Annotated in this window: 25 protein-coding genes and 1 pseudogene; 6 read left to right on the top strand and 20 right to left on the bottom strand. The window is 43.9% G+C overall.

The annotated features are described in order from the left end of the window. Positions 1–9 precede the first annotated feature (9 nt). From RO21_RS00860 to tnaC, 5 genes and pseudogenes are all read right to left on the bottom strand, one after another. Entirely contained in the window at positions 10–1389 is a 1380-nt protein-coding gene (locus RO21_RS00860) for an L-serine ammonia-lyase (protein WP_047975909.1), read from the bottom strand. Between the two features lie 96 nt (positions 1390–1485). Further along, positions 1486–2715, bottom strand: coding sequence for a serine/threonine transporter (locus RO21_RS00855; protein WP_047975908.1), 1230 nt, complete (start codon positions 2713–2715; stop codon positions 1486–1488). Between the two features lie 322 nt (positions 2716–3037). Then, a pseudogene (locus tag RO21_RS00850) lies at positions 3038–4271 on the bottom strand (aromatic amino acid transporter). Between the two features lie 74 nt (positions 4272–4345). Continuing rightward, positions 4346–5761: a tryptophanase gene (gene tnaA / locus RO21_RS00845; protein WP_047975907.1), complete on the bottom strand. Its 1416-nt coding sequence runs from the start codon at positions 5759–5761 to the stop codon at positions 4346–4348. Positions 5762–5964: 203 nt separating this feature from the next. Next, complete coding sequence (gene tnaC, locus RO21_RS13715) at positions 5965–6033, bottom strand: tryptophanase leader peptide (protein WP_084724225.1); 69 nt, start codon at positions 6031–6033, stop codon at positions 5965–5967. Positions 6034–6358: 325 nt separating this feature from the next. On the opposite strand from tnaC, the gene tdeA reads away from it, so the two are divergent. Next, positions 6359–7753 (top strand): toxin/drug exporter TdeA, encoded by a 1395-nt coding sequence (gene tdeA / locus RO21_RS00840; protein WP_047975906.1) that lies wholly within the window; start codon positions 6359–6361, stop codon positions 7751–7753. Between the two features lie 126 nt (positions 7754–7879). Beyond that, entirely contained in the window at positions 7880–9325 is a 1446-nt protein-coding gene (thiI, locus tag RO21_RS00835; RefSeq protein WP_047975905.1) for a tRNA uracil 4-sulfurtransferase ThiI, read from the top strand. Between the two features lie 27 nt (positions 9326–9352). On the opposite strand, the gene mutT is transcribed toward thiI, so the two are convergent. The 3 genes from mutT to secM all read right to left on the bottom strand — a co-directional run bounded on the left by mutT (position 9353) and on the right by secM (position 12962). Further along, a complete protein-coding gene (gene mutT, locus RO21_RS00830) occupies positions 9353–9751 on the bottom strand; it encodes an 8-oxo-dGTP diphosphatase MutT (RefSeq protein ID WP_047975904.1) in 399 nt (132 codons plus the stop codon). Between the two features lie 102 nt (positions 9752–9853). Continuing rightward, positions 9854–12565, bottom strand: coding sequence for a preprotein translocase subunit SecA (gene secA / locus RO21_RS00825; RefSeq protein WP_047975903.1), 2712 nt, complete (start codon positions 12563–12565; stop codon positions 9854–9856). Positions 12566–12647: 82 nt separating this feature from the next. Beyond that, positions 12648–12962 carry a secA translation cis-regulator SecM gene (gene secM, locus RO21_RS00820; protein ID WP_084724222.1) on the bottom strand — a complete coding sequence of 105 codons (315 nt, stop codon included), beginning with the start codon at positions 12960–12962 and terminating at the stop codon, positions 12648–12650. Between the two features lie 106 nt (positions 12963–13068). Here secM and RO21_RS00815 point away from each other — a divergent pair, with 106 nt between their 5' ends. Both RO21_RS00815 and RO21_RS00810 read left to right on the top strand, forming a co-directional pair. After that, a complete protein-coding gene (locus RO21_RS00815; RefSeq protein ID WP_047975901.1) occupies positions 13069–13377 on the top strand; it encodes a DciA family protein in 309 nt (102 codons plus the stop codon). A 29-nt stretch (positions 13378–13406) separates the two neighbouring features. Beyond that, the gene (locus RO21_RS00810; protein WP_047975900.1) at positions 13407–13775 is read left to right on the top strand and encodes a copper resistance protein NlpE; all 369 of its coding nucleotides are present in this window, start codon (positions 13407–13409) and stop codon (positions 13773–13775) included. A gap of 70 nt (positions 13776–13845) precedes the next feature. On the opposite strand, the gene RO21_RS00805 is transcribed toward RO21_RS00810, so the two are convergent. From RO21_RS00805 to RO21_RS13605, 6 genes are all read right to left on the bottom strand, one after another. Further along, complete coding sequence (locus tag RO21_RS00805) at positions 13846–14043, bottom strand: YnbE family lipoprotein (RefSeq protein ID WP_047975899.1); 198 nt, start codon at positions 14041–14043, stop codon at positions 13846–13848. Continuing rightward, positions 14040–16745 (bottom strand): YdbH family protein, encoded by a 2706-nt coding sequence (locus RO21_RS00800; protein WP_047975898.1) that lies wholly within the window; start codon positions 16743–16745, stop codon positions 14040–14042. Before RO21_RS00800 ends, RO21_RS00805 begins: the two co-directional genes overlap by 4 nt. Next, on the bottom strand, positions 16746–17561 hold the full coding sequence (locus RO21_RS00795) for a hypothetical protein (protein WP_047975897.1): 816 nt from the start codon (positions 17559–17561) through the stop codon (positions 16746–16748). Between the two features lie 406 nt (positions 17562–17967). Beyond that, positions 17968–18231 carry a type II toxin-antitoxin system RelE family toxin gene (locus tag RO21_RS00790; RefSeq protein WP_053067691.1) on the bottom strand — a complete coding sequence of 88 codons (264 nt, stop codon included), beginning with the start codon at positions 18229–18231 and terminating at the stop codon, positions 17968–17970. Continuing rightward, positions 18215–18439 carry a type II toxin-antitoxin system RelB family antitoxin gene (relB, locus tag RO21_RS00785; RefSeq protein ID WP_047975895.1) on the bottom strand — a complete coding sequence of 75 codons (225 nt, stop codon included), beginning with the start codon at positions 18437–18439 and terminating at the stop codon, positions 18215–18217. The genes RO21_RS00790 and relB overlap by 17 nt, the downstream gene beginning before the upstream one ends. 42 nt (positions 18440–18481) lie before the next feature. Beyond that, positions 18482–18604: a hypothetical protein gene (locus tag RO21_RS13605; protein ID WP_277619723.1), complete on the bottom strand. Its 123-nt coding sequence runs from the start codon at positions 18602–18604 to the stop codon at positions 18482–18484. Between the two features lie 732 nt (positions 18605–19336). Here RO21_RS13605 and gloA point away from each other — a divergent pair. Together gloA and rnt are read left to right on the top strand one after the other, a co-directional pair. Then, complete coding sequence (gene gloA / locus RO21_RS00780; RefSeq protein ID WP_047975894.1) at positions 19337–19744, top strand: lactoylglutathione lyase; 408 nt, start codon at positions 19337–19339, stop codon at positions 19742–19744. A 58-nt stretch (positions 19745–19802) separates the two neighbouring features. Then, positions 19803–20453 carry a ribonuclease T gene (rnt, locus tag RO21_RS00775; protein WP_047975893.1) on the top strand — a complete coding sequence of 217 codons (651 nt, stop codon included), beginning with the start codon at positions 19803–19805 and terminating at the stop codon, positions 20451–20453. A 59-nt stretch (positions 20454–20512) separates the two neighbouring features. Here the strand turns inward: rnt and RO21_RS00770 are convergent, their stop codons facing one another. Genes RO21_RS00770 through RO21_RS00745 form a run of 6 tightly spaced genes read right to left on the bottom strand, consistent with a single transcriptional unit; the run spans position 20513 to position 24777 of the window. Next, positions 20513–21136, bottom strand: a complete 624-nt coding sequence (locus RO21_RS00770) for a LysE family transporter (RefSeq protein ID WP_047975892.1) — start codon at positions 21134–21136, stop codon at positions 20513–20515. After that, positions 21136–21606 (bottom strand): phosphatidylglycerophosphatase A family protein, encoded by a 471-nt coding sequence (locus tag RO21_RS00765; RefSeq protein WP_047975891.1) that lies wholly within the window; start codon positions 21604–21606, stop codon positions 21136–21138. The genes RO21_RS00770 and RO21_RS00765 overlap by 1 nt, the downstream gene beginning before the upstream one ends. 1 nt (position 21607) lies before the next feature. After that, entirely contained in the window at positions 21608–22579 is a 972-nt protein-coding gene (thiL, locus tag RO21_RS00760; RefSeq protein WP_047975890.1) for a thiamine-phosphate kinase, read from the bottom strand. A 10-nt stretch (positions 22580–22589) separates the two neighbouring features. Further along, entirely contained in the window at positions 22590–23024 is a 435-nt protein-coding gene (nusB, locus tag RO21_RS00755; RefSeq protein WP_047975889.1) for a transcription antitermination factor NusB, read from the bottom strand. A gap of 53 nt (positions 23025–23077) precedes the next feature. Beyond that, complete coding sequence (gene pilQ, locus RO21_RS00750) at positions 23078–24370, bottom strand: type IV pilus secretin PilQ (protein WP_047975888.1); 1293 nt, start codon at positions 24368–24370, stop codon at positions 23078–23080. Between the two features lie 8 nt (positions 24371–24378). Then, on the bottom strand, positions 24379–24777 hold the full coding sequence (locus RO21_RS00745) for a pilus assembly protein PilP (protein WP_047975887.1): 399 nt from the start codon (positions 24775–24777) through the stop codon (positions 24379–24381). Positions 24778–24787: the final 10 nt, after the last annotated feature.

The raw sequence follows: 24787 nt of genomic DNA, 5'->3' as shown, positions 1-24787 counted from the left end.
TGATCTCGCTTAATCACACGGCACAATCTTAATTGCCAAGCCGCCCGTGGAGGTTTCACGGTATTTGGCATTCATATCTTTGCCGGTTTCGTACATTGTTTCAATCACTTTATCCAAGCTCACTCTCGGCTCGGAGGTTAAACGCAGTGCCATTCGGCAAGCATTGATTGCTTTGACGGACGCAATCGCATTCCGCTCAATACACGGCACTTGCACCTGCCCGCCCACCGGATCGCAGGTTAAGCCGAGATTATGCTCCATTGCGATTTCCGCCGCAATACATACTTGAGTCGGCGAGCCGCCCATAATTTCCGCCAAGCCTGCCGCCGCCATTGAGCACGCTACACCAACTTCACCCTGACAGCCCACTTCCGCACCGGAAATAGACGCATTCATTTTGTACAGCGAGCCGATTGCACTGGTTGCCAATAAATAGCGTTCAATAATATCGTCATTTAGCTCCCCGATAAATCGGCGGTAATACGCCAACACTGCCGGCACAATCCCGCACGCACCGTTGGTTGGCGCAGTAACCACGCGACCGCCCGCCGCATTTTCTTCATTTACGGCTAAAGCAAACATATTCACCCAATCAATAATTTGCATCGGATCATTATTTAATTTGCCCGTTGCCTCAAGGGTTCGGCGTAAAGCGGGCGCGCGGCGGACAACTTTTAACGGCCCCGGCAATAAACCTTCCGTATTTAGTCCCCGCTCAATACAACTGTCCATCGCCTGCCAAATTTTCGCCAAATACTCTTTAATCTCTTGCTTCGGGCGCAACGCCAGTTCATTACGCCACACTAAACTGGCAAGCGGTAACCCTTGGGCTTTGCAGTGATATAGCAGATCTTCGGCATTTTTATAGGGGAACGGCACACTGATTTTGCTTTGTTGGGATTCACCAAAATGCTCATCATCGACAATAAAACCGCCGCCGATCGAGTAATAGGTTTTACTGAACAGCGTTTCATCGCCGGCAAAGGCAGTGAAAATCACGCCGTTTTCGTGGCGAGGCAGAAAATCATAATGGAACGGCATATCCGCAAAGAAATCAAACCGAATTGTTTTGGCACTCTCCGGTCGTGCTTCCGCCAATACTAATTGTTGATCGGCTTTCAACCGGGTAATCACGCCTTCAATCCGCTCAATATCGACATTATCCGGTAAATAGCCCATCAATCCCATAATCACGGCAATATCGGTGCTATGCCCCCTTCCTGTCAGGGCAAGCGAGCCGTAAACATCAACACGCAAGCGGTCGGTTTTTGCCAATAATTTGCAAGCGACCAATTCATCAATAAATTCTTTGCCGGCTTTCATCGGGCCGACCGTATGGGAACTAGACGGGCCAATCCCCACTTTGAACATATCAAATACACTAATCATAAACACACTCAATCATAACAGACGAAAAAGTAGGTATCGCCGCAATGCCGATACCTACTCGTAAACTCAGCTCAAAATAGGAAAGATTCTATCACATTAGAATAAGCCGTAAACTATCGCTGAAATGGCAATCAGCCCCATTACGACCACAAAAACATTGCTAAGTTTACCGCCGAATTTTTGTAAAGACGGCACAGTGCGAATAGCATACATTGGCATAATAAACAGGATCATCGCAATCACCGGCCCGCCTAAGCTCTCAATGAAGCCGAGAATACTTGGGTTGATGGTTGCCACAATCCAAAGGGTAACCAAAAAGATCACCGCCGTAATTTTTTTGAATTTTGCCGGTTTGATCGGCTCATCACGCAACTGATTAACCAGCCCCTCTAAACCTTCTCTCGCCCCTAAATAATGCCCGAAGAATGAACTTCCGATGGCAAGGAAAGCGACCAACGGTCCAAAGTAAGAGATGACCGGATTATCGAATTTATTTGCCAAATAAGATAGCACCGAGATGTTTTGCGATTTGGCTTCCGCTAACTCCTGCGGCGTTAAAGTTAATACGCAACTAAACACAAAGAACATCACAAATAACACTAAAATGCCTGCGGTGCAACGTAAGGTACGGCTGGCATTTTTATCGGTTTGTGCCGGATCTTGATAGAATTTTTGCTGCGAAAGGGCAAAACTTGAAATTGCCGGCGAGTGATTAAATGCAAAGACTAAAACAGGAATTGTCAGCCATAATGTCAGCGCAAAATCACCGGCTTGCGGCACTTCGCTTAATGCAGCACCGTTCCAATGCGGAATTAAATAAATAGACAAACCTAATAGAATCGCCACCAAAGGATAGACCAAATAGGTGGTAATTTTCAACATCACCGCTTCATTGAGCAACATTACACCAATCATCACCGCAATTAAAATCAGCGATAAAATGTATCTCGGCGGCACCGGCATTTGCAATTGGTTCTCCAAAAACGACGCTACGGTGTTAGTAATACCAACACCGTAGATCAATAAAATCGGGAAAATCGCTAAAAAGTAAAGTAACGTAATCATTACCCCTGCCAACTTACCAAAATGCTCCCGCACTACACTGGTAATATCGCTGCCCGGCTGCTTAGACGACAACACAAAACGGGCAAGCCCACGGTGTGCCAAATAGGTCATCGGTCCGACTAACACCGCCATTACCACTAAAGGTAAAAAGCCGCCCATTCCGGCATTGATAGGCAAAAACAGTACACCGGCTCCGACCGCTGTACCAAATAAATTAAGTACCCACGTTAATGAAAAACGTGTTGATGAAGTTTGATCCATTCGATCCTCCAAAAGATTGAACAAGCGGTTGCCAAAACGGCAACCAAAATGATTTGGAGGATAACTAATCTAACAATGCAAACATAAGATCCACCGCCAAACCGAATGCGATCATAGTGCTTTTAGGAAAAATCACAATCCCAAAGTGTAAAAAATGTGATCTAGGTAAAAGAAACTCAAGCTAATTTATTTATCTTGAATAAAATTTACTTTTTATTGCTTGTTTTTAGGGCGACTATTTTTTGTTCAGGTGATAAAGAGCTAAGTAAAACCGACTCACTGTTCCAACTAAAAAGAGAGGAAATCTTTTAGTTCATCACCCCTAGCCATTAAACATCGGTAATAGTTTAAACATTGCCGAAAAATGAAACAGTGCGGTTAATATGCCAAATAAGATCACAATACATAATAGCGGAGTTCCACCACACACTCTGAATGGTTTATGCATAGGCGTTTGGCGTGCTTTATAGACTAAAATAGCAGGAATGATACACGCCCAGATAGTCGCTACCGCACCGGCATAACCGATCGCTTGCAAAAAGCCCAACGGAAATAATACTGACAGAAGTAAAGGCGGCAAGAAGGTAACAGCCCAAGATTTTGTTCTCCCCCTACGGCAATTATCAAATTGAAATAGATCGGCTAAAAAATCAAAGACACCTAACCCCACGCCGATAAAAGAAGACAAAATTGCCGAAATGGTGAATATGTTGATAGCGTTTTTCACCGAGTCCGATGCAATCATCTCCCCTAATCTATTCAGTAGCACATCTAAGCTGCCGTTATTGGCAATCACATCGCCAAACTGATGACGGGGTAAATTGCCAAAAATACCAAGCAACCAAACTAAGTAGAAGGCTAATGCAATCAATGTTCCGCCTAAAATAGCATATTTGGCTTTATGTTCATTGCCATAATAAGCCCGCATTGTCGATACTGAATGATGGTAGCCGAAAGAGGTTAATGCAACCGGTAACATTGCGATCGCATAAGGCGCATACCGACCGTCTTCTGTCTGTAAATCAAACAAAATGTGTAGGTCAATATTGAGAATGAGACCGTAACTGCTGATCACAAAGCTACATAGCATAAATAAAATAAGCACAACGGAAATACGATCAACCCAACGGGTAGAATGCCAAACAAAAACAGAAAAAACACAGACAAAAATGATTGATCCAATGCGACTTCCAAATTTCCCCAAAGAGATTATGGGACTTATCAATTCAGCTAAAATACTGCCCGAAGCCGTAATATACGCATAGAGTAAGATGCTTCCGACAAAATAGACCGCCACATTATTTATGATACTTATTTCTCGTCCAAGTATCTTCTTTGTTACCGAACTGAAAGATGCCCTAAGATCGAAATCTTGATAAGGCTTCCAGCAGTAGCCAGCCTGATAGTGTCATCACGATCATTGTGGATATAATCGCAAGGCTAGACCAAATAGTCCAAGCACCTGCACCCGATGTCGGCAGCCCGAGCATTCCTGCTCCAACACAAACACTGGCAATAATACAAGCACCGCCAATAAGAGAAGGGGTTTTATTCATAATCGCTCCTCACCCACTCACCATAGGTAATAGCCTAATAAAAAATACCGCACGGTAAGTGCGGTATAGACTGATTAAACTTCTGTTAAACGAGCGGTAAAATGACGCAATACCTTAGGCTCATAAGTAAACGTAAGACCTCTAATTTTTTCAGCATTCGCTTTTACTTTAGCAAAAGCTTCAATAATAAAGTCCATATGTGTCTGCGTATAAGTCGCTCGTGGGATGGTTAATCGCAATAATTCAGCAGGACAAGGTAGCTGTAAGCCGGTTTTTGGATCTCGCCCTAATAAGAACGAACCGATTTCAACCGCTCTGATCCCCGCCACTTTATACAATTCACAGGATAAAGCTTGGGCAGGAAATTGCGCCGGAGGGATATGAGGTAATAATTTTCCGGCATCGACAAACGCAGCGTGCCCGCCGGGTTGTTGGCATACAACACCGTTCTGTTCCAACCCATCGACCAAATAGGCAACTTGATTGATGCGATACGCTAACCAATCTTGACGCATTCCATCTCGTAGCCCAACCGCTAAACGTTCCATCGCACCGCCTTCCAGCCCGCCATAAGTCGGAAAGCCTTCCTGCACAACGCAAAGCGTGCGGCACTCATTATAGACGTCCTCAAATTTGTTTTCTTTAAAGCAGAGTAGCCCGCCCATTTGCACCATTGCATCTTTTTTGGCTGACATTGCTAATATGTCTGCGTAGCGATAGCTTTCATAGGTAATTTGTTCGATTGTCCAATCTCGATAGCCCGCTTCTCGTTGCTGAATAAAATAGGCATTTTCGGCAAAACGGGCGGAGTCCATTACAACGGGAATATCATATTTCTGGGCAATTTCATACATTCCTTTCATATTTTCGATTGAAACGGGCTGACCACCGGCGGAATTGCAAGTAATCGTACAGACAATATATGGCACATTTTCCGCTCCTACTGCTAAAATTCCCTGCTCTAATTTGTCCAAATCAAAATTGCCCTTAAAATCGTGTTCAACGGCAGTATCAAATGCTTCCTTAATATAAGTATTACACACTGTTGCTCCATTGATTTGGCTATGACCTTGGGTGGTATCAAAAAAATAGTTAGAAAACACTGTCATTTTGTGCCGATCTAAGCCTTTTTCTTGCTCTCGTTTTTTTATCAAGACCGGAATATAAATTTGTTCCGCCCCACGCCCTTGATGAGTCGGAATAGTATAGTGATAACCAAAAATCGTTTTTACTGCCTCGGCTAACGCATAATAACCGCGGCTACCACTGTACGCCTCATCGCCCCGTAACATTGCCGCCTGCATATCCTGCGTAATTGCGCCAGTTCCGCTATCGGTTAATAAATCAATAAAGACATCTTCGCTATCTAATAAAAAAGGGTTCATTCCCGCCTTTAAAATCGCTTGCTCACGATATTCCCGAGAGGTTCTTTTCACCGGCTCAATCACACGGATACGGAAAGGTTCAGGTAAATGTTTAAAGTTATTCATCATAAATCCTTGCACTAAAATAAAAGGAGACGCCCCTTACATAATATGTAAAGGCAGCCTATTCAAATAACCATACTACGTCCTTATTAAGAGAAGATAGGACGTTAGCTCTTTGCTATTTGATTAACAGAAATCAATAAACCACACTAGAAATAAAGCGGTAAGTTATTGAATATAAAATTGAAAAGAAGAATAAGACGAGATTATGGGAAATAGAAAGAGAGTTTTGGATCAATAATAAACCAACATTGATTTTTAGATAAAGTAAACATAGGATTTACCCTCTATAAACGACAGTGAATATAAATACAACCACCCTAAATAAGATATTTCAATATCGTATACAACATAACAGATTAGGTTATTTTGTCATTCATTCTGTGTTATTTTTGTGAAGTTGATCACATTTTTGCAACAAATACGCGTAAAGCTACCGCTTGTTTGCTTTATTCCATATAAGTGAAGCGATGAATTTTCCCACTCAGTCTCCGTTTTCTGTAAACTTTTGAAAAAGATGAATGATCGTTCATTTTGCGACTAGTCCAAAACAGAGGATTTATTTACAATAGTCTTATTTTCTATCAGAAGGAAGACCAAATGCAATTTTCCAAAATCAGCTTTACCCTTGTTGCCGCATTAGTTCTGAGTGCGTGCAGCAGCAAAATGAGCCAAGACGGTTCTCTAGAACAAGCACAGCAAACCTACCAGCAATATCAAGATATCAGTCAGCAATTCCAGATCAATGAAAAATGGTGGCAGAACTATCAAGATCCGGAATTAAACCATCTAGTCGAAACAGCGTTAGCTAATAATATTGATTTAGCCAAAGCCGCTATTGCTGTAAACCGTGCATTATACAATGCCAATTTAGTCGGTGCGGATTTAGTGCCAACCTTTAACGGCAGCGGTTCTACTTCCGTATCAAAAGGGGTTGGCTCGGCGGGCAGAAACGCTGTTTCAACCGGCACCTCCAATCTCGGTAGCCAACTTGGTTTTAATTTAAGCTATACTCTTGATCTTTGGGGACGTTTAAAAGATACCGCCAGTGCGGCAGAATGGGAACATAAAGCTACCCAAGAGGATTTACAGGCAGCCCGTTTGTCCTTAATTAACAGTGTCATTAACAGCTATTACAATTTGGCTTATTACCAAGAAGCGATCCTTGTTACCCAGCAAAGTATCAAAAACTACGAGCAGATGAGCAAAATTCTCACGAATAAACTCAATGCCGGTGCAATTGATCAATTAAGCGTGGATCAATCAATTCAAGCCGCATTAGCCGCAAAAAATACCCTTATCAGCTTACAGTCTGCCCGTAAAACCGCAGAACAAACCTTGCGTAACTTGCTTAATTTACAACCTAACCAACCGCTTGCAGTACGTTACCCAAGCCTAAGCAAAATTAAATTGCAGGGGGTGAATTTAAATGTGCCGGTATCTGCTATCGCTAACCGTCCTGATGTCATCGCCCGTTTGCAACGTTTACAAAGTGCGTTTAACAGCTTAACTGCGATGGAAAATAGCTGGTTCCCGACTATCACCCTAGGCGGCAGCCTAGCCAGCAGTGCGGTGAAAGTCGGCGATGTCGCAGATAATCCTGTGGCGGGCGGAACAATCTCCTTCAACTTGCCTTTCTTAGATTGGAACCGTGTCAAAAACAACATTAAGATTTCCGAAGAGAACTACAAATTGGCGAAGCTGAACTACGAACAGACGATCACCAGCGCCCTGAATGAAATCGACACCTACTATGCGGCATACCAACTTTCCCGCAACGGCTACGCCAATTTACAAAAACAGTATGAATACGATAAACGCATCAGCGGCTACTACAAAAACCGTTATCAACAGGGCGTATCCGAATTGCGTGAATGGTTAAATGCAATCAACGCCGAAAATACCTCGCAGCGAGCCTTACTCGAAAGTAAATATACTATTCTGCGCAATGAAAATGCGGTTTATCAAGCAATGGCAGGCAAATACCAACGCTAACCCCTCTTACAAGCGGTCAGATCCCCTTAATTTATTGCAAAAGGAAGGGGATTTTTATGTCCGCTCCCTATTCATTGCAGAAAAGGGTATAATCCCCCGCTCATTCTTATTTCTATACCGATTACAATGAAATTTATTATTAAACTTTTCCCTGAAATTATGATTAAAAGCGACTCCGTTCGGAAACGCTTTATCAAAATTCTCACCAGTAATATTCGCAATGTATTAACAAAACACGATGAAACCGTTGCCGTTGTTCGCCATTGGGATTTTATCGAAGTTCGCACTAAAACTGCCGACAACGCACCGCTAATACTGGATTTACTGCAACGCACTCCCGGTATTCACCATATTTTGGAAGTGGAAGAAACTCCGTTCAACTCGCTACACGATATCTTTGAGCAAACCTATCAAGCGGTCAAAGAGACGCTGGTCGGCAAAACATTCTGCGTACGGGTGCGCCGCAAAGGCAAACACGATTTCCGCTCCCTCGATGTTGAACGCTATGTCGGCGGCGGTTTAAATCAACATATTGAGTCCGCCAATGTACGTCTGACTCATCCTGATGTAACGGTGCGTATTGATATTGACCACGACAAAATGCTACTGATTAAAGCACGCCACGAAGGCTTGGGCGGCTACCCGATCGGCACACAGGAAGACGTACTGTCCCTCATCTCTGGCGGATTTGACTCCGGCGTGTCGAGCTATATGCTCATTCGCCGAGGCTCACGGGTACATTACTGTTTCTTTAATTTGGGCGGCGCTGCGCACGAAATCGGCGTCAAACAGATGGCATATCACATTTGGCAACGCTACGGTAGCTCCCACAAAGTCCGTTTTGTCGCCATTAATTTTGAAACGGTGGTAGGCAAGATTTTGGAAAACGTCGATAACGGGCAAATGGGCGTGGTATTAAAGCGAATGATGGTGCGGGCGGCCAGCAAAATAGCCGAACGCTTTGATATTCAAGCGATCGTAACCGGTGAGGCTTTAGGGCAAGTCTCCAGCCAAACCCTTACCAATTTACGCTTAATTGATAAAGCAGCCGACACCTTAGTGCTACGCCCGCTGATTGCCCACGACAAGGAGCAGATTATTGCAATGGCAAAGCAGATCGGCACGGACGATATTGCCAAATCAATGCCGGAATTTTGTGGGGTAATCTCGAAAAATCCAACGGTAAAAGCGGTTGAGAGTAAAATTCTTGAAGAAGAAGGGCATTTTGACTTCACGATCCTTAAACAAGCGGTTGCCAACGCACAATTTTTGGATATTCGAGACATTGCAGAACAGACGGAAAAAGAGGTTGTCTCCGTTGAAACGACCTCGGCATTGGGCGAGAACGATGTAATTTTGGACATTCGCAGCCCGGAAGAAGTAGATGAAACCCCTTTTGAATTAGCCGGTGTCGAAGTTAAACAGCTTCCGTTTTACAAACTCTCTAGCCAATTTGCCAGTTTGGATCAATCCAAAACCTATTTGCTCTATTGCCAACGTGGTGTGATGAGCAAACTGCAAGCGCTCTATTTAAAGGAAAACGGTTTTCACAACGTCAAAGTCTTCCTCTAAAAATAATGGGCTGAAAAGCCCACTATTTTAAAGTTCGGATTTTAATTTGCGGATAAGTTCCAGATTTGCCGGAGGGAACTGCCCTTCATCAAGTTCGGACTGTGCCAGCCAAAAGCCTTCCTGCCCTTCTCGTCCAAAGGGTTCGCCAACCCACTCTTCAACCAAGTAGAAGAAAAACGCTATCGTTTTATTCGGGTAGTCAAAACAAAAATGTTCATAAGGAAAGGCACTTAATACGTGAATGCCGATTTCTTCTTCCAATTCACGTTTTAAGGCTTGTTCCGGCGTTTCCCCCGCTTCGACTTTTCCGCCCGGAAATTCGAGGGATTGCGCGAAATCCTGACCTTCCAGCCGTTGTGTGAGATAAATTTGCCCAAATTCGTTGCGGATAATGCCCGCAGCAACTTGAACGATCGGTTTATCCATTTTATATCCTACTGTTTTTCCGTGTTAAAACAGGCGGTCAGTTTGAGCGGGATTTTTGCAAAAGCGTTGCACATTTTTCCGTTAAACCGACCGCTTGCGCCTTTATGCGTAGCGTGCTTTGCTGCCGTGGCAGTGCTTATATTTTTTGCCTGACCCGCACGGGCAAGGCTCGTTGCGTCCGATATTCAAATTTGCAAAATCTTGCTCCGAACCGCCCGCTTGTGTGCCGCTTTCCGCCCCTTCCGCTTGGTAAGCGGCGGCTTCCTGATCGGCAAGGGCTTGACGTTCACGCTCCGCCTGTTCGACTTCCTCTTGGCTGCGGACTTGAATACGGCTTAAAATGCTGATTACGTTGGCTTTCAGATGATCCAGCATTTCGGTGAACATCGCAAAAGATTCTTTTTTATACTCTTGCTTCGGATCTTTTTGCGCATAGCCCCGCAGGTGAATCCCTTTGCGTAAATAATCCATTGCGGATAAATGCTCTTTCCAAAGTTCATCAAGGTTTTGTAACATTACGCCTTTTTCAAAGTTGCGCATTACCTCTGCGCCCACGATTTGCTCTTTCGCTTGATACTGCTGTTTCGCCAGATCAATAATCCGCTCACGCAAGGTTTCCTCGTGTAGATCGCTCTCTTTTTCAAGCCATTCAGCGATCGGCAATACCATTGAAAACTCTTGTTTTAAGCGGTTTTCCAGCCCTTCGATATCCCACATTTCTTCGATAGATTGCGGCGGAATATATTGGTCGATCACTGCATTGAACACATCGGCACGGATAGTTTCAATCATCGGTGAAATATCGTCCGTTTCAAGCAAATGATTGCGCTGCTCGTAAATGGCTTTACGTTGTTCATTTGCGACATCATCGTATTGCAGAAGGTGCTTACGGCCGTCAAAGTTATGAGCTTCCACTTTTGCCTGCGCCGAGGCAATCACTTTGGTCAGCAATTTAGATTCCATCGCCTCGCCCTCTTCGGTGAAGGCTTTGCGCATCATATTCAACTTGCCTTCGTTAAGGTAAATGCGCATCAACGCATCGTCCAGCGAGAGATAGAAACGGGACGAGCCCGGATCGCCTTGCCGCCCTGCCCGTCCACGCAACTGGTTGTCGATCCGGCGGGATTCGTGGCGTTCCGTACCGATAATGTGTAAACCGCCGGCTTTCATTACGGTATCGTGGCGAGCCTGCCACTCTGTTTTGATGGCTTCGATTTGTTCATCGGTCGGGTTATCCAACTTAGCAATTTCTGCTTTCCAGTTACCGCCCAAGACAATATCCGTCCCCCGTCCCGCCATATTGGTCGCAATGGTAACAGCCCCCGGATAGCCGGCATCGGCGACAATTTCTGCCTCTTGTGCGTGGAATTTTGCATTCAATACTTTATGGGGAATACCGGCTTGGGTCAGTGCTGCCGAAAGCGCTTCCGATTTCTCAATCGAGATTGTGCCGACCAGCACCGGTTGATTGCGGGCAATACAGCCTTCAATGTCCTTAATCACCGCTTGGAATTTTTCCGGCTCGCTCTTAAACATTAAATCCGTTTTATCATCGCGGATCATCGGGCGGTTAGTCGGAATTACTACCGTATCTAAGCCGTAAATTTGTTGAAATTCAAAGGCTTCAGTATCGGCAGTACCCGTCATACCGGCTAATTTTTCATAAAGACGAAAATAGTTTTGGTAGGTGATTGAGGCAACCGTCTGGTTCTCCCCTTGAATATTCACCTTTTCTTTGGCTTCGATCGCCTGATGCAGCCCATCAGACCAACGGCGACCTGCCATTGTCCGTCCGGTATGTTCGTCAATAATCACCACTTCACCGTCTTTCACGATGTAATCGACGTTGATCTCGAACAATTTGTGCGCACGTAATGCGGCATAAACGTGGTGCAACAAGCTGATGCGTGCCGGTGAATAGAGGCTTTCGTGTTCTTGCATCAAGCCCATTTCGGTGAGTAATTGTTCGACTTTCACCTGCCCCCGTTCGGTCAAATGCGCCTGTTTATTTTTCAGATCAAGGGTGAAATCGCCTTCGCCGGTAAATTCTTCGCTGTCTTCTTTATCCTGTGCAATCAAATGCGGAATGACTTTATCAATCGCTTGATAAATATGGGTGGCATCTTCCGCCGGCCCAGAAATAATGAGCGGTGTGCGGGCTTCATCAATCAGGATAGAGTCCACTTCATCGACCAATGCATAATGCAGCGGGCGTTGAAAACGTTCCTCTTTAGAATGGGCGAGATTATCCCGCAAATAGTCAAAGCCTAGTTCACTGTTGGTTGCGTAGGTAATATCCGCCGCATAAGCCTGACGTTTTTCATCGGGGGCTAAGCCGGGAATATTGACCGCCACGCTCATTCCTAAAAATTCAAATAACGGGCGGTTTGTTTCGGCATCACGGCGTGCCAAGTAATCATTAACGGTAACAACGTGTACGCCTTTGCCCGTCAAGGCGTTCAAATAGCAAGGCAAGGTTGCAGTGAGCGTTTTCCCTTCTCCCGTACGCATTTCGGCGATGTTACGTTCGGTCAGCACCATACCGCCGATAAGTTGCACATCAAAATGACGCATTCCCAACACCCGCTTACTCGCCTCACGCACCGTTGCAAAGGCTTCGTGTAACAGGCTGTCAAGGCTTGCCCCTTCAGCTAAACGTTGTTTAAATTCTGCGGTTTTTGCTTGTAATTGCGCATCGGTTAATTGTTCAAATTCCGGTTCTAATTTATTGATTTGCGCCACACGCTTGTTTAAACGGCGTAAAGTGCGATCATTGCTGCTGCCGAAAATCGCCGTCATCAATTTTGTTAACATAAGGTTTTCCAATTCTCAAATAGGGTGAAATAAAAAGCACTTGCCCGCTCGGCAAGCTATTCAAAATACAATATCAAACGGATTAAACGTATAGCGGCCCTGCTCGAATAGGCGGTTTAGGCGAAACGATCAAGCGGTAAGATGCGGTAAAAAATTCACAAAACATCACCGCTTGCAACGGTTGGAAAGGGATAATCGGTGAATCGAACCGAACAAAATAGGGCTGCTCCGGCTCGGCGCTGTCCATTTCGATCATTTCAGGGGCAAACACTTGCGAATTTTGGGTATCCTCGTGCAAATGCCCGTTTGCTAAATGCGGCAATGCGAAAATTGCCACCAATCCCACAAGAAATGGCGACCAAAATGCCGATTTAGAAAAGTAACGAAAAGATCTCATTAGTCGATTTACTGAAAAAATTGTGCCGATTATACGATAATTTTTGTAGAATGTTGCCAATTATGGTGATAAATCCACGAAAAACAAGGCAAAAGCGAGAAAACAGATGAAAAAAAACACAACTAGAAACATCGGCGAGCTTTTACAGAACTCAAGCCTTGCTAAGATTGTCCAACGCGCTAACGAACTCAATATGTTGAACCATAACATTCAACAATTATTGCCAAGTCAATATCGTGGGCTTTACCGAATTGTCAATTTATACGATAATTTACTCGTTTTTGAGGTGCAAAACGCCACCGTCCGTCAGGGGCTTTTGCTGCAACAAGCCCATTTACTCAAATGCATTCAAACGGATTTACCCCAAGTCAGCGAACTTCAGTTTAAGGTTAATCCTGATTTTAAACCCGTTTAATTGCCTTTTTGAACCGTGAGGAATTAACAATGAAAAAGATTATCCTAATGTCTATCGGCACCCTATTAAGTGCCTGTTCTACGCTCTCGCCAAAAAGCGTCTCCGGTACTTATGAAGGGACGCTCCCTTGTGCCGATTGTGAAAAAATCGAAGCGAAATTAGTGTTAAATGCGGACAACACTTATCAATACAACACGTTGTATTTTAAAAATAAAGAGAAACACCCATTCATCGAAAAAGGCACTTACACTTGGGACGGCAATAAAAAAGGTGTTATCCGTTTAACCAATTCCGGCAATTTAGCGGTGAAATTATCCGATACTTTCGTAGAATTTTGCGATGCGAACGGCGAAACGAGCAAAAGCGGTAATAATTATAAACTGCATAAAACCCCGTAATCTTCAGGCTTCGCTTGCTTACCCACATCAGCCGAAAAGGGCGGTATTGTCGCCCTTAAATAAAGCTGGTCTATTTTGCTTGTTTGAGTTTGTCCACCGTTTTAATCACCGCCCTTGATTGTTTGTCCATTGATACTTCAATGCGGTGATCAACCACCACATTCATATTGATAGTGATCCCCTCCGGCGGGGTTTCAAGCTGAATTTTCGGCGTGCAAGCGGTTAGATTCAGCCCAGATATTGCAATCAGTAACAAAGCCTGTTTCATTGACGTTTATCCAATTGTTGATAGAGAGAGTGTTCAATTTGCTGTTCAAATTGTGAGCCATAGTTAATCAGTTTCCAGAGTTCAAACAGATTTTCTTGATGGCTGTAATTGAGATTGATTTTCGCATTCTGATGTTCGGCAAGCTGCGAACGAAGTTGTGCCGCTAACCGCATTTGCCCTGTTTTATCCACATTCACCTGGGCAGTAAGCTGATTTACCTGACTCTCATTGACCATATACGCCAAAATCCGTTCCGTATAACCGCCTTTGCGGATCGCCTCAATCAATTCAGCCCCTAATTTTAAACGGGATTTGCCGAGCTGGGTGATCGAGCCGTTGCAGATATAGCAAGGATTGCCTTTCAACCAAAACGGAAAAACCGCACTCGCTTTGCCCGATAAATTTAGCTGGTGATATTTTGCCAGAGCCAATATCTCCTCAAATTGTATCTGATCGAGATTAAGATAGGCGACCTGCGTTTGCGGTAACGCAAATTTTGCCACATCCAAATTTCCGCCGAGCAGATTCAGCGATAATTCCCGCAAAAAGAGCGGGCGGCGTTTACTATACGGCCAATGTCCGTGAATTTTCACCCGAATATTTTCCATTTTTAGCCCGATATCCAGCAGATCCGCCCTCAATTCAAGCGGTTTCTTCATTCCGATATCCACTTCATTTCGCTCAAGCTGATAGGGCAGCGAAAATTGTATGCCTTTCATTTCGCCGTTCGGAAAAGAGAGGCTACCGTTTTGAATTGAAAAATGCCCGCCGGCAATTAGCCCTTGCTCCACCGCAAAGCTAAACGCGGTTTCCCCTTTTACCGAGCCACCGGTAATCAACCAGTTTTGTCGAAATGGAAAAAGCGACTGGAACACCGTAGCAGGTTGTGCCAACCAATATAGTCGCCCTTTAAATCGGCTCTGATTTTCCGTCAATTCACGGCGGGCAAACAGACGGATCGGCCCAAGCCGCCCCGCTGTTACCTCACCCTTAAAGTTCAGATTTTCCACCTCGCCGTTAAAAGTCAGCCTTGCCGTTGGTTTAATCAACTCGCCGCCATAGTCAAAAATGACTTTAGGCGCGGATAATTTCACCCCACCTTTCAGTTGAAAGGCTTGATAAGCAAATTGAATCGGTTCGCTCAAACTGAGCCGTGTTTGATCGATGCGTACGCCGTTGCGGTGGATTTTTGCCAAATGCCCATCAAATTCACTCAACTCGACCAAATTTTTATGCCATTTTCCCCGCCCCGAGACCTTTAAACGATTGTTTAACGCATTGAGGCGACTTCCTCCCCAAAAACGCCATTGCCATTGATCCTTGACCGCCTCTTTTGTGGTGGGATCTTGAAAGAAATCCAATGCACCGGCTTTAAAATTTTTGGCATAACCGTCCAAGTGCATTTCAATCCCGTTAAAATCGGGGCTTTCCCCTCGAAAAATGGCTTGTAAACGCCCGTGAATCCCCTGTTTGTCCACTCGAATACCCGCCAGTGGAAAACGCAAATCGTGAATCGTGAGAAAACGTTCTTTGCCTGTTATACGCAACAAAGCACCCTGTAAAAAACGCAGGCGTAGATCGTCAAACTCTCCGCCAATCTCAAGGGGCACGCTGCTATATAAAATAAAATTTTGGTGCTTCACATTACCGGTGATTTGAAGTGGTAACATCAGGGCATTTTTTTGCAATATCCCGTTTTGGGTGCTCACCACAATATTGCCCTTACCTTTGCTGTTTTGCGACAAAATACTTAGCCGAAATGCCGTATCAAGCGGTAGCCATTGCCCCGGATTTTGCGGGCGAAACTGCGCATTGATAAACATTTTGAGCGGAAACTCGGCAAAGCCTTGCCAATTCAGTAGCCCTTGTTCAATATTCAGACTTTGCTCATCAAACCGAAACGGCAAAGTGAGCAACGCTTCCGACTGGTTCGCCGAGTTAATCGTCAGTTGCCCCGCAACCGCCTCTGCTTTTTGCCACGCCAACGTTGCCGAGCCTTGTTGCAAGCTAGGTTCGGTAATTACGCTCTCCGGTAATTGCCATTGATAATTTACCTTAAGCTGAAACGGTAATCGGGTTAAATCCTCGTCTAATGTCGCAGACAGCTGCCCTTGATGCCGTTCATTCTCATTTGGTTGATAGTGGATTTGTGCCGAAAGGCGATGATTTTCCAACTCTGCCTGCAATATTGAGCCGTTTTGGGTGAGGGAAGTGGTCAGTTTAGGCTGAAAATAGGCAAATTCAAGCTGTGAGGGTTGAGCAAGCAGTGCCACTAGGCGAGACGGGAAATCTGTCGGGAGATTGACTACCGAAAAAGCCTCAATATTGGCTTTTGCGTCCGGTAGCCACGCAAGCCATTCAGCAAGCTGAACAGGACTATCGTCCGAGGGGGAAGCAGGCAGCTTTGCTAAACAGGCGTAATCCAAGACCGCTTGTTTCACTTCCAGTTGGCGTTGCCCCCACCAAACCAACTTGAGATTATCCACACTCACTAGCGGGCAATTTTCCGCTTTTAGCTGAAAACGGGGCAAGTGCAACTGTTTAAGCGAAGCCGAAAACCCATCGGGCATTGAAATCGTCCACCCTTTCGGTAATGCAGAATTGATCACCGCCGTCAATTGCGGGCTTGGCAGCCAAAGCATACCGGCAACGACAAGTCCGATAAATCCGGCAATCAGCGTGAGGCTTCGCTTAATGCTCATCTAAACGGCATTGATTAAAGGGTAAAGCAGCGACAGGAAAGTTGCTACTGTCCAAGCGGTCGGTTGCTTGATATTTTTCCCCAATAAAAGCCAACCGAGCATCGCCAAAATCACAAATTGCCCTGCAAAAAAGAGCAAATAAGGGCTAATTGCCATTGTCGGCATTCGTTGCAGGTGCTGATAAAGCACAAAAACCGTCCAAATATAATTCGCAATTAAGGCAAGCAGTGCCAGTTGAACTAATAATTTCAAAAAGCCTTCCAAACGGCTGCGAGCAAGCACCAAATACCAACCGGCAAGTAAAATGCCCAGTTGCAGTTGAGCAAAGTTATTGGCTCTCGCCCAATTAAACAGAGACGGAATTTCAACCCAATAAACCATTAAGTATTGCACCACACCAACAGCGACTATGGCTAAGCCGCAATAAATCAAGGTGCGGTAAATTGTTTCATCTTCCGGCAATTTCCAATAAATCAGCGGGAATATCAGTGCCGCACAGCTTGCAACCAACATTGGTGAATGCTTTGGCGTAAATGCAACCAAATAGACGAGATGCCCTAACGCAAAAACCAGTAGGAACGGTAAAATGAAGGTCAAACGCCCTTTCTGCCCGGGGCAGATTTGCCCTTTCCAAAGTACAACAAAAGCAATAGCCCCCGTAATAAAAAACGCCAACAGATAAGGCGAAATGAAAATACTGTTCGGAATACCGCTAAAATGGTTCAACGCCATTTCAATCAATAACATCAATAAGAGCGGCAATACTGCGTGGGTCGCAATCTCTAATTTTGAGGGAGTGTACTGATCTTGGGACATAATCTCAATTCAAAAATGATTTTAGAGCAGAATTATGCCATAAATCAGCCAAAGTGAGTATCTAAAAGGCTTGAACCTCTAAAAACGTGCAGAAAAACTAAATACCTCTGCTAATTTCCTTATATTTGTGATAGACAACGCCCCAGCAGGTTCAGGATAAGTATCGTAGGGTTTCTCTGAATGTCTCTTTACCAACAAACACATAAGGTTGCGTTGCCTATTCATCACTCACACTTTTTCGATAATATTTCCCTTTTAACGCTAATTTGTCAGCCAGTTGTTCAACAATTATCTGTGCTTCATTACGCAGCACTTGTTCAAATGATTTTTGCTTGGTTTGTTGCTATTGAAAAAGTTGGCATAATGCTTGATATTGGGTCATTTATCCTCCTTAATCGCCATAAGGTCAATCATACACTTTGCTACGATGATTGATTTTGATGACGGTGATAATCAGCTCACCATTTTGAATTTGGGTTATCACACGGTAATCCCCGATACGATAACGCCAATACCCTGCTAAATTGCCGGTTAGCCCTTTTCCTCTGACCGTCGGGTCATCTAATTTCGCCACCTCTCTCAAATAAGCAAGAATGCGGGCAGATGTCGATTTATCGAGCTTTTGAAATTCCTTTACCGCACTGGGTAAAAATTTAATCTCCCAAGCCAAGCTCTGCCTCCAGCTCATCAATACCGACCAGTTGCTCGCCTGACTCTCGAAACGCTTTTAGGGCTTTATCCGCAAGGAAAATATCCTCCATATCTTCAAGGTATTTTAAAATTGCCTCTTTGGCATAAAAGGTTTTACTCCGTCCTGTTTCATCGGCAAGACGTTGTAAGCGGGTTTCAATCTCTTCGGGTAATCGTAGTGCTAACATAGTATGTTCCTCTTTGAATGCTATACAATTATAGCAACTTAATTACTGACTATCCAGCACAATGTTCACATACTCATCAAACCCTCTATCCCCGTTGGTTAAATCAATAAAACGGTTAATAAACGGCTTGGTAACAAACAAAGGATTATCCATTACCAAAGCCATTACACACCCTTTAATATTACCGTTTTCCCGTGCAGTAAAGACTTTAATCTGCGTGTAAGGCGTTTGCCCCGACCAGACTTGGAAAAAGTGCTGCCAGCCAGTACGAAGTTGGGCGGTTTGGTCATAATGTTAGCCCATATAACTAAACAGCTCTGCCAGTAGCGTTTGCGACCGGGCAAGGTATTTAACCGCCCGCCCCAACGGGGCAGTTTCCAATCATTTCTAACATTCCCCGCAATAAAGACGTTTTTTTACCAATATGTATATTGGATATTTGTAGATAACTTAATCCCTCCTCTTGTAGCGGTATTTCGAGAAGATACAGTTCATATTATCATCGCCTTTCCTTATAGCCTATTTTCAGACATAATTCCAATAAGGATGTTTATCGGAAGTATTGTATGTATCACATTTCAAGTTTTCGTAACCATAATATAAATAAGCAACAAATAGAGTAATTAACGAGATACTTTATAAGATTACAAACTCACCTAACAAATGATGAATGTAAGATATATTTTGTAACAAATAAGTTACAATCCTCCTTCCGATTTAGAGTATCCTGGTATGTCATACTAAAACGTGATGAAATCTTTCTTAGGATATGGATAAAAATCAGAAAGCCTACTGTTTATTCAGCGGACGTTTAACAGTTCAAGTCTTTTAGATACTCACTGCCACAAAGTTATGTCATAATACGCACTCTTTTTTCTATTTAAACAGGATTTTATAATGCGAATTTTGCACACAATGTTGCGTGTCGGTAACTTGGAGCGAGCCATTCAATTCTATACCGAAGTCTTGGGAATGAAATTACTGCGTACCAGTGAAAATCCGGAATATAAATACACCCTTGCTTTCTTAGGTTACGCCGATGAAAGTGAAAGTGCAGTCATTGAGCTGACTTATAACTGGGGGGTTGAGAGCTACGAGTTAGGTACAGCCTACGGGCATATTGCCTTAGGTGTCGATGATATTTATGCCACGGTTGAAGCAGTGCGTCAAGCGGGTGGTAAAATTACCCGTGAGCCGGGGCCGGTATTGGGCGGTAAAACGGTGATCGCTTTCGTTGAAGATCCGGACGGCTACAAAATCGAATTTATTGAGAATAAAGACGCTCAAAAAGCCCTCGGTCATTGATCTTCCCTTTAATTTGCGGGCGTTAACAACTCGCCCGCCCTTTTATTGATAACTTAGAATGACAACCTTATCCGAACCGATTAACTATAATTTAATGAAACACCGCTTCCGCGGCTATCTGCCGGTGGTAATTGATGTGGAAACGGCAGGACTAAATGCACAAACCGATGCGTTACTGGAAATAGCGGCGATAACACTCAAAATGGACGAACAGGGTTATCTTCTGTTGGATCAGCAATACCACTGCCACGTTCAGCCTTTTGAAGGGGCAAATATCAACCCCGATTCTCTTAAAGTTAATGGTATTGACATTGATAATCCACTGCGTGGTGCGATACCGGAAACGATTGCGATCACAGAAATGTTTAAAATGGTGCGAAAAGCGGTGAGAGACAACGGCTGCCAGCGGGCTGTGATTGTGGCGCATAATGCCACTTTTGACCAAGCCTTTTTACAGGCGACGGCAAAACGCATTAACGCCAAGCGAGATCCTTTTCACCCTTTCGCAATGTTTGATACCGCAACCTTAGCCGGTTTTATGTACGGGCAAACGGTTTTAGTCAAAGCCTGCCAAGCGGCGAACATCAGCTTTGACGGCAAACAAGCACATTCTGCCTTATACGATACCGAACGCACTGCCGAACTGTTTTGCACAATGGTCAATCGTTTGAAAGATCTCGGCGGCTTTCCGCCCGCCGCCAACAATTAAACAAGCGGTCGTTTTTACCCTCATATTTGCAAAAAGGCTACCTAAAGTAGCCTTTTTGTTTAACCGAGTAGCACCGATAGCCCTTCATATACCAAGCTGATGCCAAATAAGATAAAGATGACACCGGCAAAATTATCCAAATAGCGATTATATTTCGCATAAAATTGACGAATTTTACGATGAGAAAACAGCAGGGCGACCAGCCAAAAATAGATTAAGGCACTGCCCGTCAACATTAGTAGAACCCACAAAATATCGCTTAAGCCATCAAGATTAGACACATAACCGGCAAGCACGCTACTGAAAAAGACAACGATTTTCGGATTGGAAAGATTGATCAATAACCCGCCGAGAATCTCTTGCCAAGCAGATCGGCTCTGTTTAACTTCTTCCGCCTGTGCCAACGCCGCATTTTGGGTAATTTGCACCATTTTCAGCCCGCTATATGCCAAATAGCTGCCGCCAATTAGCATTAGAATCTGCTGAAAATTCGGTAAAAGACGATTTAAAACCGCCAAGCCGAACAGTACAATCAACGCCCAAAACCCGACACCGAAGGTTATGCCGATTGTCGCCAATATGGCACTACGGCGAGAACGACTCATTGCCTGACGGCTAACATAGAAAAAATCAGGGCCGGGACTGATCAACCCGACTAATTGTACAACAAAGATCGTCCACATTAGAGACTCCAATAGATTAGATAAAGGGCACACAGCGAGTAAACCGCTGCCAGAATATCATCAACCATTATGCCTAAACCGCTCATGAGTTTTTGATCAAACAAACGGATTGGATACGGCTTCAAAATATCAAAAAATCGGAAAATAACAAAGGTCAGTGCGTAGTAAAGCCAGTTATATTCGGGCAAGAATGAGAATATCATAAATATCGCAACCATTTCGTCCCATACAATTCGCCCGTCATCGTGTACGCCAAGATCCTCGCTGGTTTTTTGGCAGATATAACAACCGCCAAGAAAGCCTAGCACCGTTAATAATATAAAAATGGTCTGACAAGCGGTCAGTTGCCACAAAAAAATTGCAACAAACAAACCCATTAGACTGCCCCACGTCCCCGGTGCTGGTTTAATTAAGCCGGAGCCAAAGCCTAAGGCGATGACGTGAATCGGATTTTTTAAATTCGGTTTCATTTTATTTGAAGTGGTCAAAGCCAATATGCGTAGGAAGCGGACATTCTTGTCCCTCTCGCCATAACGTTAAACCCTGTTCAAGCGGCACAATTCGCCCGATACAATGGCAAGAAAGCCCTAATGCTTGTGCCGTTTTTTCCATCTCATCTCGGTATTGTTCGGCAACGGTAAAGCAGAGTTCATAATCTTCACCGCCCGTCAGCGCCCATTTTTCAGCTTGGGCAAGGGAATAATTTGCTCGCAACGGTTCAGAGAGTGGCAGATTTTCAAGATAGAGCTGCGCCCCGCACCGGCTACGTTTGAGAATATGCCCTAAATCCGCTAATAAGCCATCGGAAATATCAATCGCACAACGGGAAAATGCCCTCAACATTTGCCCAAGTTCGACTCTCGGCGTAGGGCGCAGATGCCGTTCAACACAATACGCTTGAGAGGCATTAAACGGCAAATGTAGCGGATTTAACAGTAATGCCAAGCCTGCCGCACTGTCGCCTAAACAACCGGAAACGAAAATCCAGTCGCCTATGTCAGCTTGATGCCTAAATAAACCTTGTCCCTGAGGTAATGCCCCCTGCGCCGTTAATGTAATAGATAAGCTGCCTTTTGTCGTATCGCCACCGATTAAACTGACATTATAGCGATCTAAAATATCAAATAAGCTACGACTAAAAGCCTGCAACCAGCAGTGATCAACCTCCGGCAAGGTTAAAGCAAGAGAAACCCAACGAGGCGTTGCCCCCATTGCCGCCAAATCACTGAGATTTACCGCAACGGATTTATATGCTAAATCCTCCGGGGAAATTGTGGGTAGAAAGTGAGTACCGCAAACCAACGTATCCGTTGTTACGGCGAGTTGCTGCTCAGGCGATAATTGTGTTAAGGCACAATCATCACCGATTGAGAGAATAACACCGTTATGCGCCGTGCTATTTTCCCGCTGAAAATAACGCTTAATCAGATCAAACTCGCCCATTTCCGCTCAATTATTTACGCTGAAGTTTTGGTGCAAGTTTATCGAGTACACCGTTAATATATTTGTGGCTGTCATCGGAGCCAAACACTTTGGCGACTTCAATTCCCTCATTGATCGCCACTTTATAAGGCACATCCAACTCAAATTGAAGCTCGTAGGCAGATAATCGCAAAATTGAACGCTCAATCGGATCGACCTCATTCTCCGCACGATCCAAACAAGCTCGGAGCGATTCATCCACCGCCTCAATATTTTCGATCGCCCCTCTTAATAAACGGCGAAAATAAGGCACGTCAACACCTTTCATATCCTGCTCTGTAACAAAAGTCTCTGTGATAAAAGCCAATTCAACTTGTTCTACACTGTTTTGTGAAATATGCCAAGAATATAATGCTTGCACCGCACATTCTCTTGCCCGGCGGCGGGGAGATATTTTTAATTCCATACAACCTTTATAAATTCTCTTAAAAAACGGGAACAGATTTTAGCATAATCCCCCTATTTTTGCTTGGATTTCTTGTCAATTTTTGTGGCAACAACAGGCGGCTGCCTAATAATATAAGGGGTAACGAAAATCACTAATTCCCGTTTGGAAATTTTATCCCGACTTTGACTGAACAGATGTTTTAAAACCGGAATACTGCCCAATAGAGGCACTTTATCCTCTCCTTTTGCGGTTAAATGTTGGAAAATGCCACCTAATACGATCGTTTCACCGTGTTTTGCAAAAACCTGTGTTTTGAGTTCCTGTTTGTCTATCGCAATCAACTCACTTGCACCGCTGCGATCGTGAGGGGCATTTTGTGTTACGACAAGATCCAATAGAATTTGATGATCCTTTGAAATATGCGGAACAACCTCTAAGCCTAATACCGCCTCTTTAAATTGAATATTTTTCATATCGGCTTTTCTATCGTAAATCGCATAGGGAATTTCCGCCCCCTGCTTGATACTGGCACTCTTTTTATCGGTCGTCAGCAAACGCGGGCTGGCAATAATTTCCACACTATTTTCCCGCTCTAATGCGGTTAATTCCAAATCAAGTACCCGGCTATTGATGGAAGCAATCTGCAACGCCGCCGATGCACCGTTTATCACCGGAAAATTCACATTTAACTGCGGTAGATTCGCCCCTTTTGCTTCCAATGAACCCGAAAACTTATGATAATCCGCCGAAGGTGAAAAAACACCCCAACGCACGCCTAATGCCTTTAGGTGTTCGCTACTGATTGTTACAATCCGTGCCTCAATCGCAATTTGCTCCGTTGGCTGATCAATTTTCTTAATCAATTCAAGGAAATAATTTACCGATTGCGGATTATCTTTAATAATTAAGCGATTACTGCGATCATCAAAATGAAGATAACCATTCTCCGACAGCAGATTACCTTGCCCTTTCGTTAAAGATTCAATCACCTCGGAGGCTTTTGAATAATGTAATTTAACGGTTTTTGTGATCAATTTAGCCGGCTTCGGTAGCGTACTCTGATTAAGTGCTTGCGTTTTAATCGGGGTTTCTGTCTTTTCACGAATATAATAAATATGATTGTCTTGTTTAACATTTAATTGATGAATGTTGGCAAGGCTATGAATAATTTCATCAAAAGAGCTATTTTCAATTCTGAGGCTTTTTGTCGGCTGAATATCATCAACCAGTACGATATTTTTATCGTTTTCTTCGGCTAAATAACTGATAATCTCTGCCGTTGGCGCATTTTTTAAGGAAATTGAAATTGAATTACCTAAAACAGATAATGATATGAAACATATCATTGAAAAAATATAACGCATATTTCCTCCTAAAGTTTGATTGTTTTTATTAGCGGTTTTTGGCAATCCTCGCTTTTTTTCCAATCAATATAACTTATCTGTTTTAAATCAATATGTTTAATTTGTATATCAGATAAAGTAAGATATTGATTTTCGCTAAAATCATATAATTTACGTTCCGAGTCGACAAATAATGCTTTATAATATTCCGACAGTTTTATAAGCCCAACTAATCTCAATGTATCAAAATCAACATCGATCATTAGCTCTTCAAATTGCCCCTTCGGGCGACAAGCGGTTGATTTCTGCTGCTTATTTGCAAAATTCTGCTCGTAACTAGCCGCTTGCGGCACTTTTTCTTCCACATAAAAGGGATCAGCTAATACACACAGCGAACAGAACAATAATAGGATAGTTATTCTTTTCATCATTATTTCC

This window comes from Muribacter muris, from assembly GCF_001038205.1.
Lineage (GTDB): Bacteria > Pseudomonadota > Gammaproteobacteria > Enterobacterales > Pasteurellaceae > Muribacter > Muribacter muris.
This window is presented reverse-complemented; position numbering and strand designations above follow the sequence as displayed.

Bases quoted from the DNA above. Each gene is read 5' to 3' on its own strand.
- RO21_RS00860 (WP_047975909.1), bottom strand. From the start codon at position 1,389: ATGATTAGTGTATTTGATATGTTCAAAGTGGGGATTGGCCCGTCTAGT.
- RO21_RS00855 (WP_047975908.1), bottom strand. From the start codon at position 2,715: ATGGATCAAACTTCATCAACACGTTTTTCATTAACGTGGGTACTTAAT.
- tnaA (WP_047975907.1), bottom strand. From the start codon at position 5,761: ATGAATAACTTTAAACATTTACCTGAACCTTTCCGTATCCGTGTGATT.
- tdeA (WP_047975906.1), top strand. From the start codon at position 6,359: ATGCAATTTTCCAAAATCAGCTTTACCCTTGTTGCCGCATTAGTTCTG.
- thiI (WP_047975905.1), top strand. From the start codon at position 7,880: ATGAAATTTATTATTAAACTTTTCCCTGAAATTATGATTAAAAGCGAC.
- mutT (WP_047975904.1), bottom strand. From the start codon at position 9,751: ATGGATAAACCGATCGTTCAAGTTGCTGCGGGCATTATCCGCAACGAA.
- secA (WP_047975903.1), bottom strand. From the start codon at position 12,565: ATGTTAACAAAATTGATGACGGCGATTTTCGGCAGCAGCAATGATCGC.
- secM (WP_084724222.1), bottom strand. From the start codon at position 12,962: ATGAGATCTTTTCGTTACTTTTCTAAATCGGCATTTTGGTCGCCATTT.
- RO21_RS00815 (WP_047975901.1), top strand. From the start codon at position 13,069: ATGAAAAAAAACACAACTAGAAACATCGGCGAGCTTTTACAGAACTCA.
- RO21_RS00810 (WP_047975900.1), top strand. From the start codon at position 13,407: ATGAAAAAGATTATCCTAATGTCTATCGGCACCCTATTAAGTGCCTGT.
- RO21_RS00805 (WP_047975899.1), bottom strand. From the start codon at position 14,043: ATGAAACAGGCTTTGTTACTGATTGCAATATCTGGGCTGAATCTAACC.
- RO21_RS00800 (WP_047975898.1), bottom strand. From the start codon at position 16,745: ATGAGCATTAAGCGAAGCCTCACGCTGATTGCCGGATTTATCGGACTT.
- RO21_RS00795 (WP_047975897.1), bottom strand. From the start codon at position 17,561: ATGTCCCAAGATCAGTACACTCCCTCAAAATTAGAGATTGCGACCCAC.
- relB (WP_047975895.1), bottom strand. From the start codon at position 18,439: ATGTTAGCACTACGATTACCCGAAGAGATTGAAACCCGCTTACAACGT.
- RO21_RS13605 (WP_277619723.1), bottom strand. From the start codon at position 18,604: ATGGCTTTGGTAATGGATAATCCTTTGTTTGTTACCAAGCCGTTTATT.
- gloA (WP_047975894.1), top strand. From the start codon at position 19,337: ATGCGAATTTTGCACACAATGTTGCGTGTCGGTAACTTGGAGCGAGCC.
- rnt (WP_047975893.1), top strand. From the start codon at position 19,803: ATGACAACCTTATCCGAACCGATTAACTATAATTTAATGAAACACCGC.
- RO21_RS00770 (WP_047975892.1), bottom strand. From the start codon at position 21,136: ATGTGGACGATCTTTGTTGTACAATTAGTCGGGTTGATCAGTCCCGGC.
- RO21_RS00765 (WP_047975891.1), bottom strand. From the start codon at position 21,606: ATGAAACCGAATTTAAAAAATCCGATTCACGTCATCGCCTTAGGCTTT.
- thiL (WP_047975890.1), bottom strand. From the start codon at position 22,579: ATGGGCGAGTTTGATCTGATTAAGCGTTATTTTCAGCGGGAAAATAGC.
- nusB (WP_047975889.1), bottom strand. From the start codon at position 23,024: ATGGAATTAAAAATATCTCCCCGCCGCCGGGCAAGAGAATGTGCGGTG.
- pilQ (WP_047975888.1), bottom strand. From the start codon at position 24,370: ATGCGTTATATTTTTTCAATGATATGTTTCATATCATTATCTGTTTTA.
- RO21_RS00745 (WP_047975887.1), bottom strand. From the start codon at position 24,777: ATGAAAAGAATAACTATCCTATTATTGTTCTGTTCGCTGTGTGTATTA.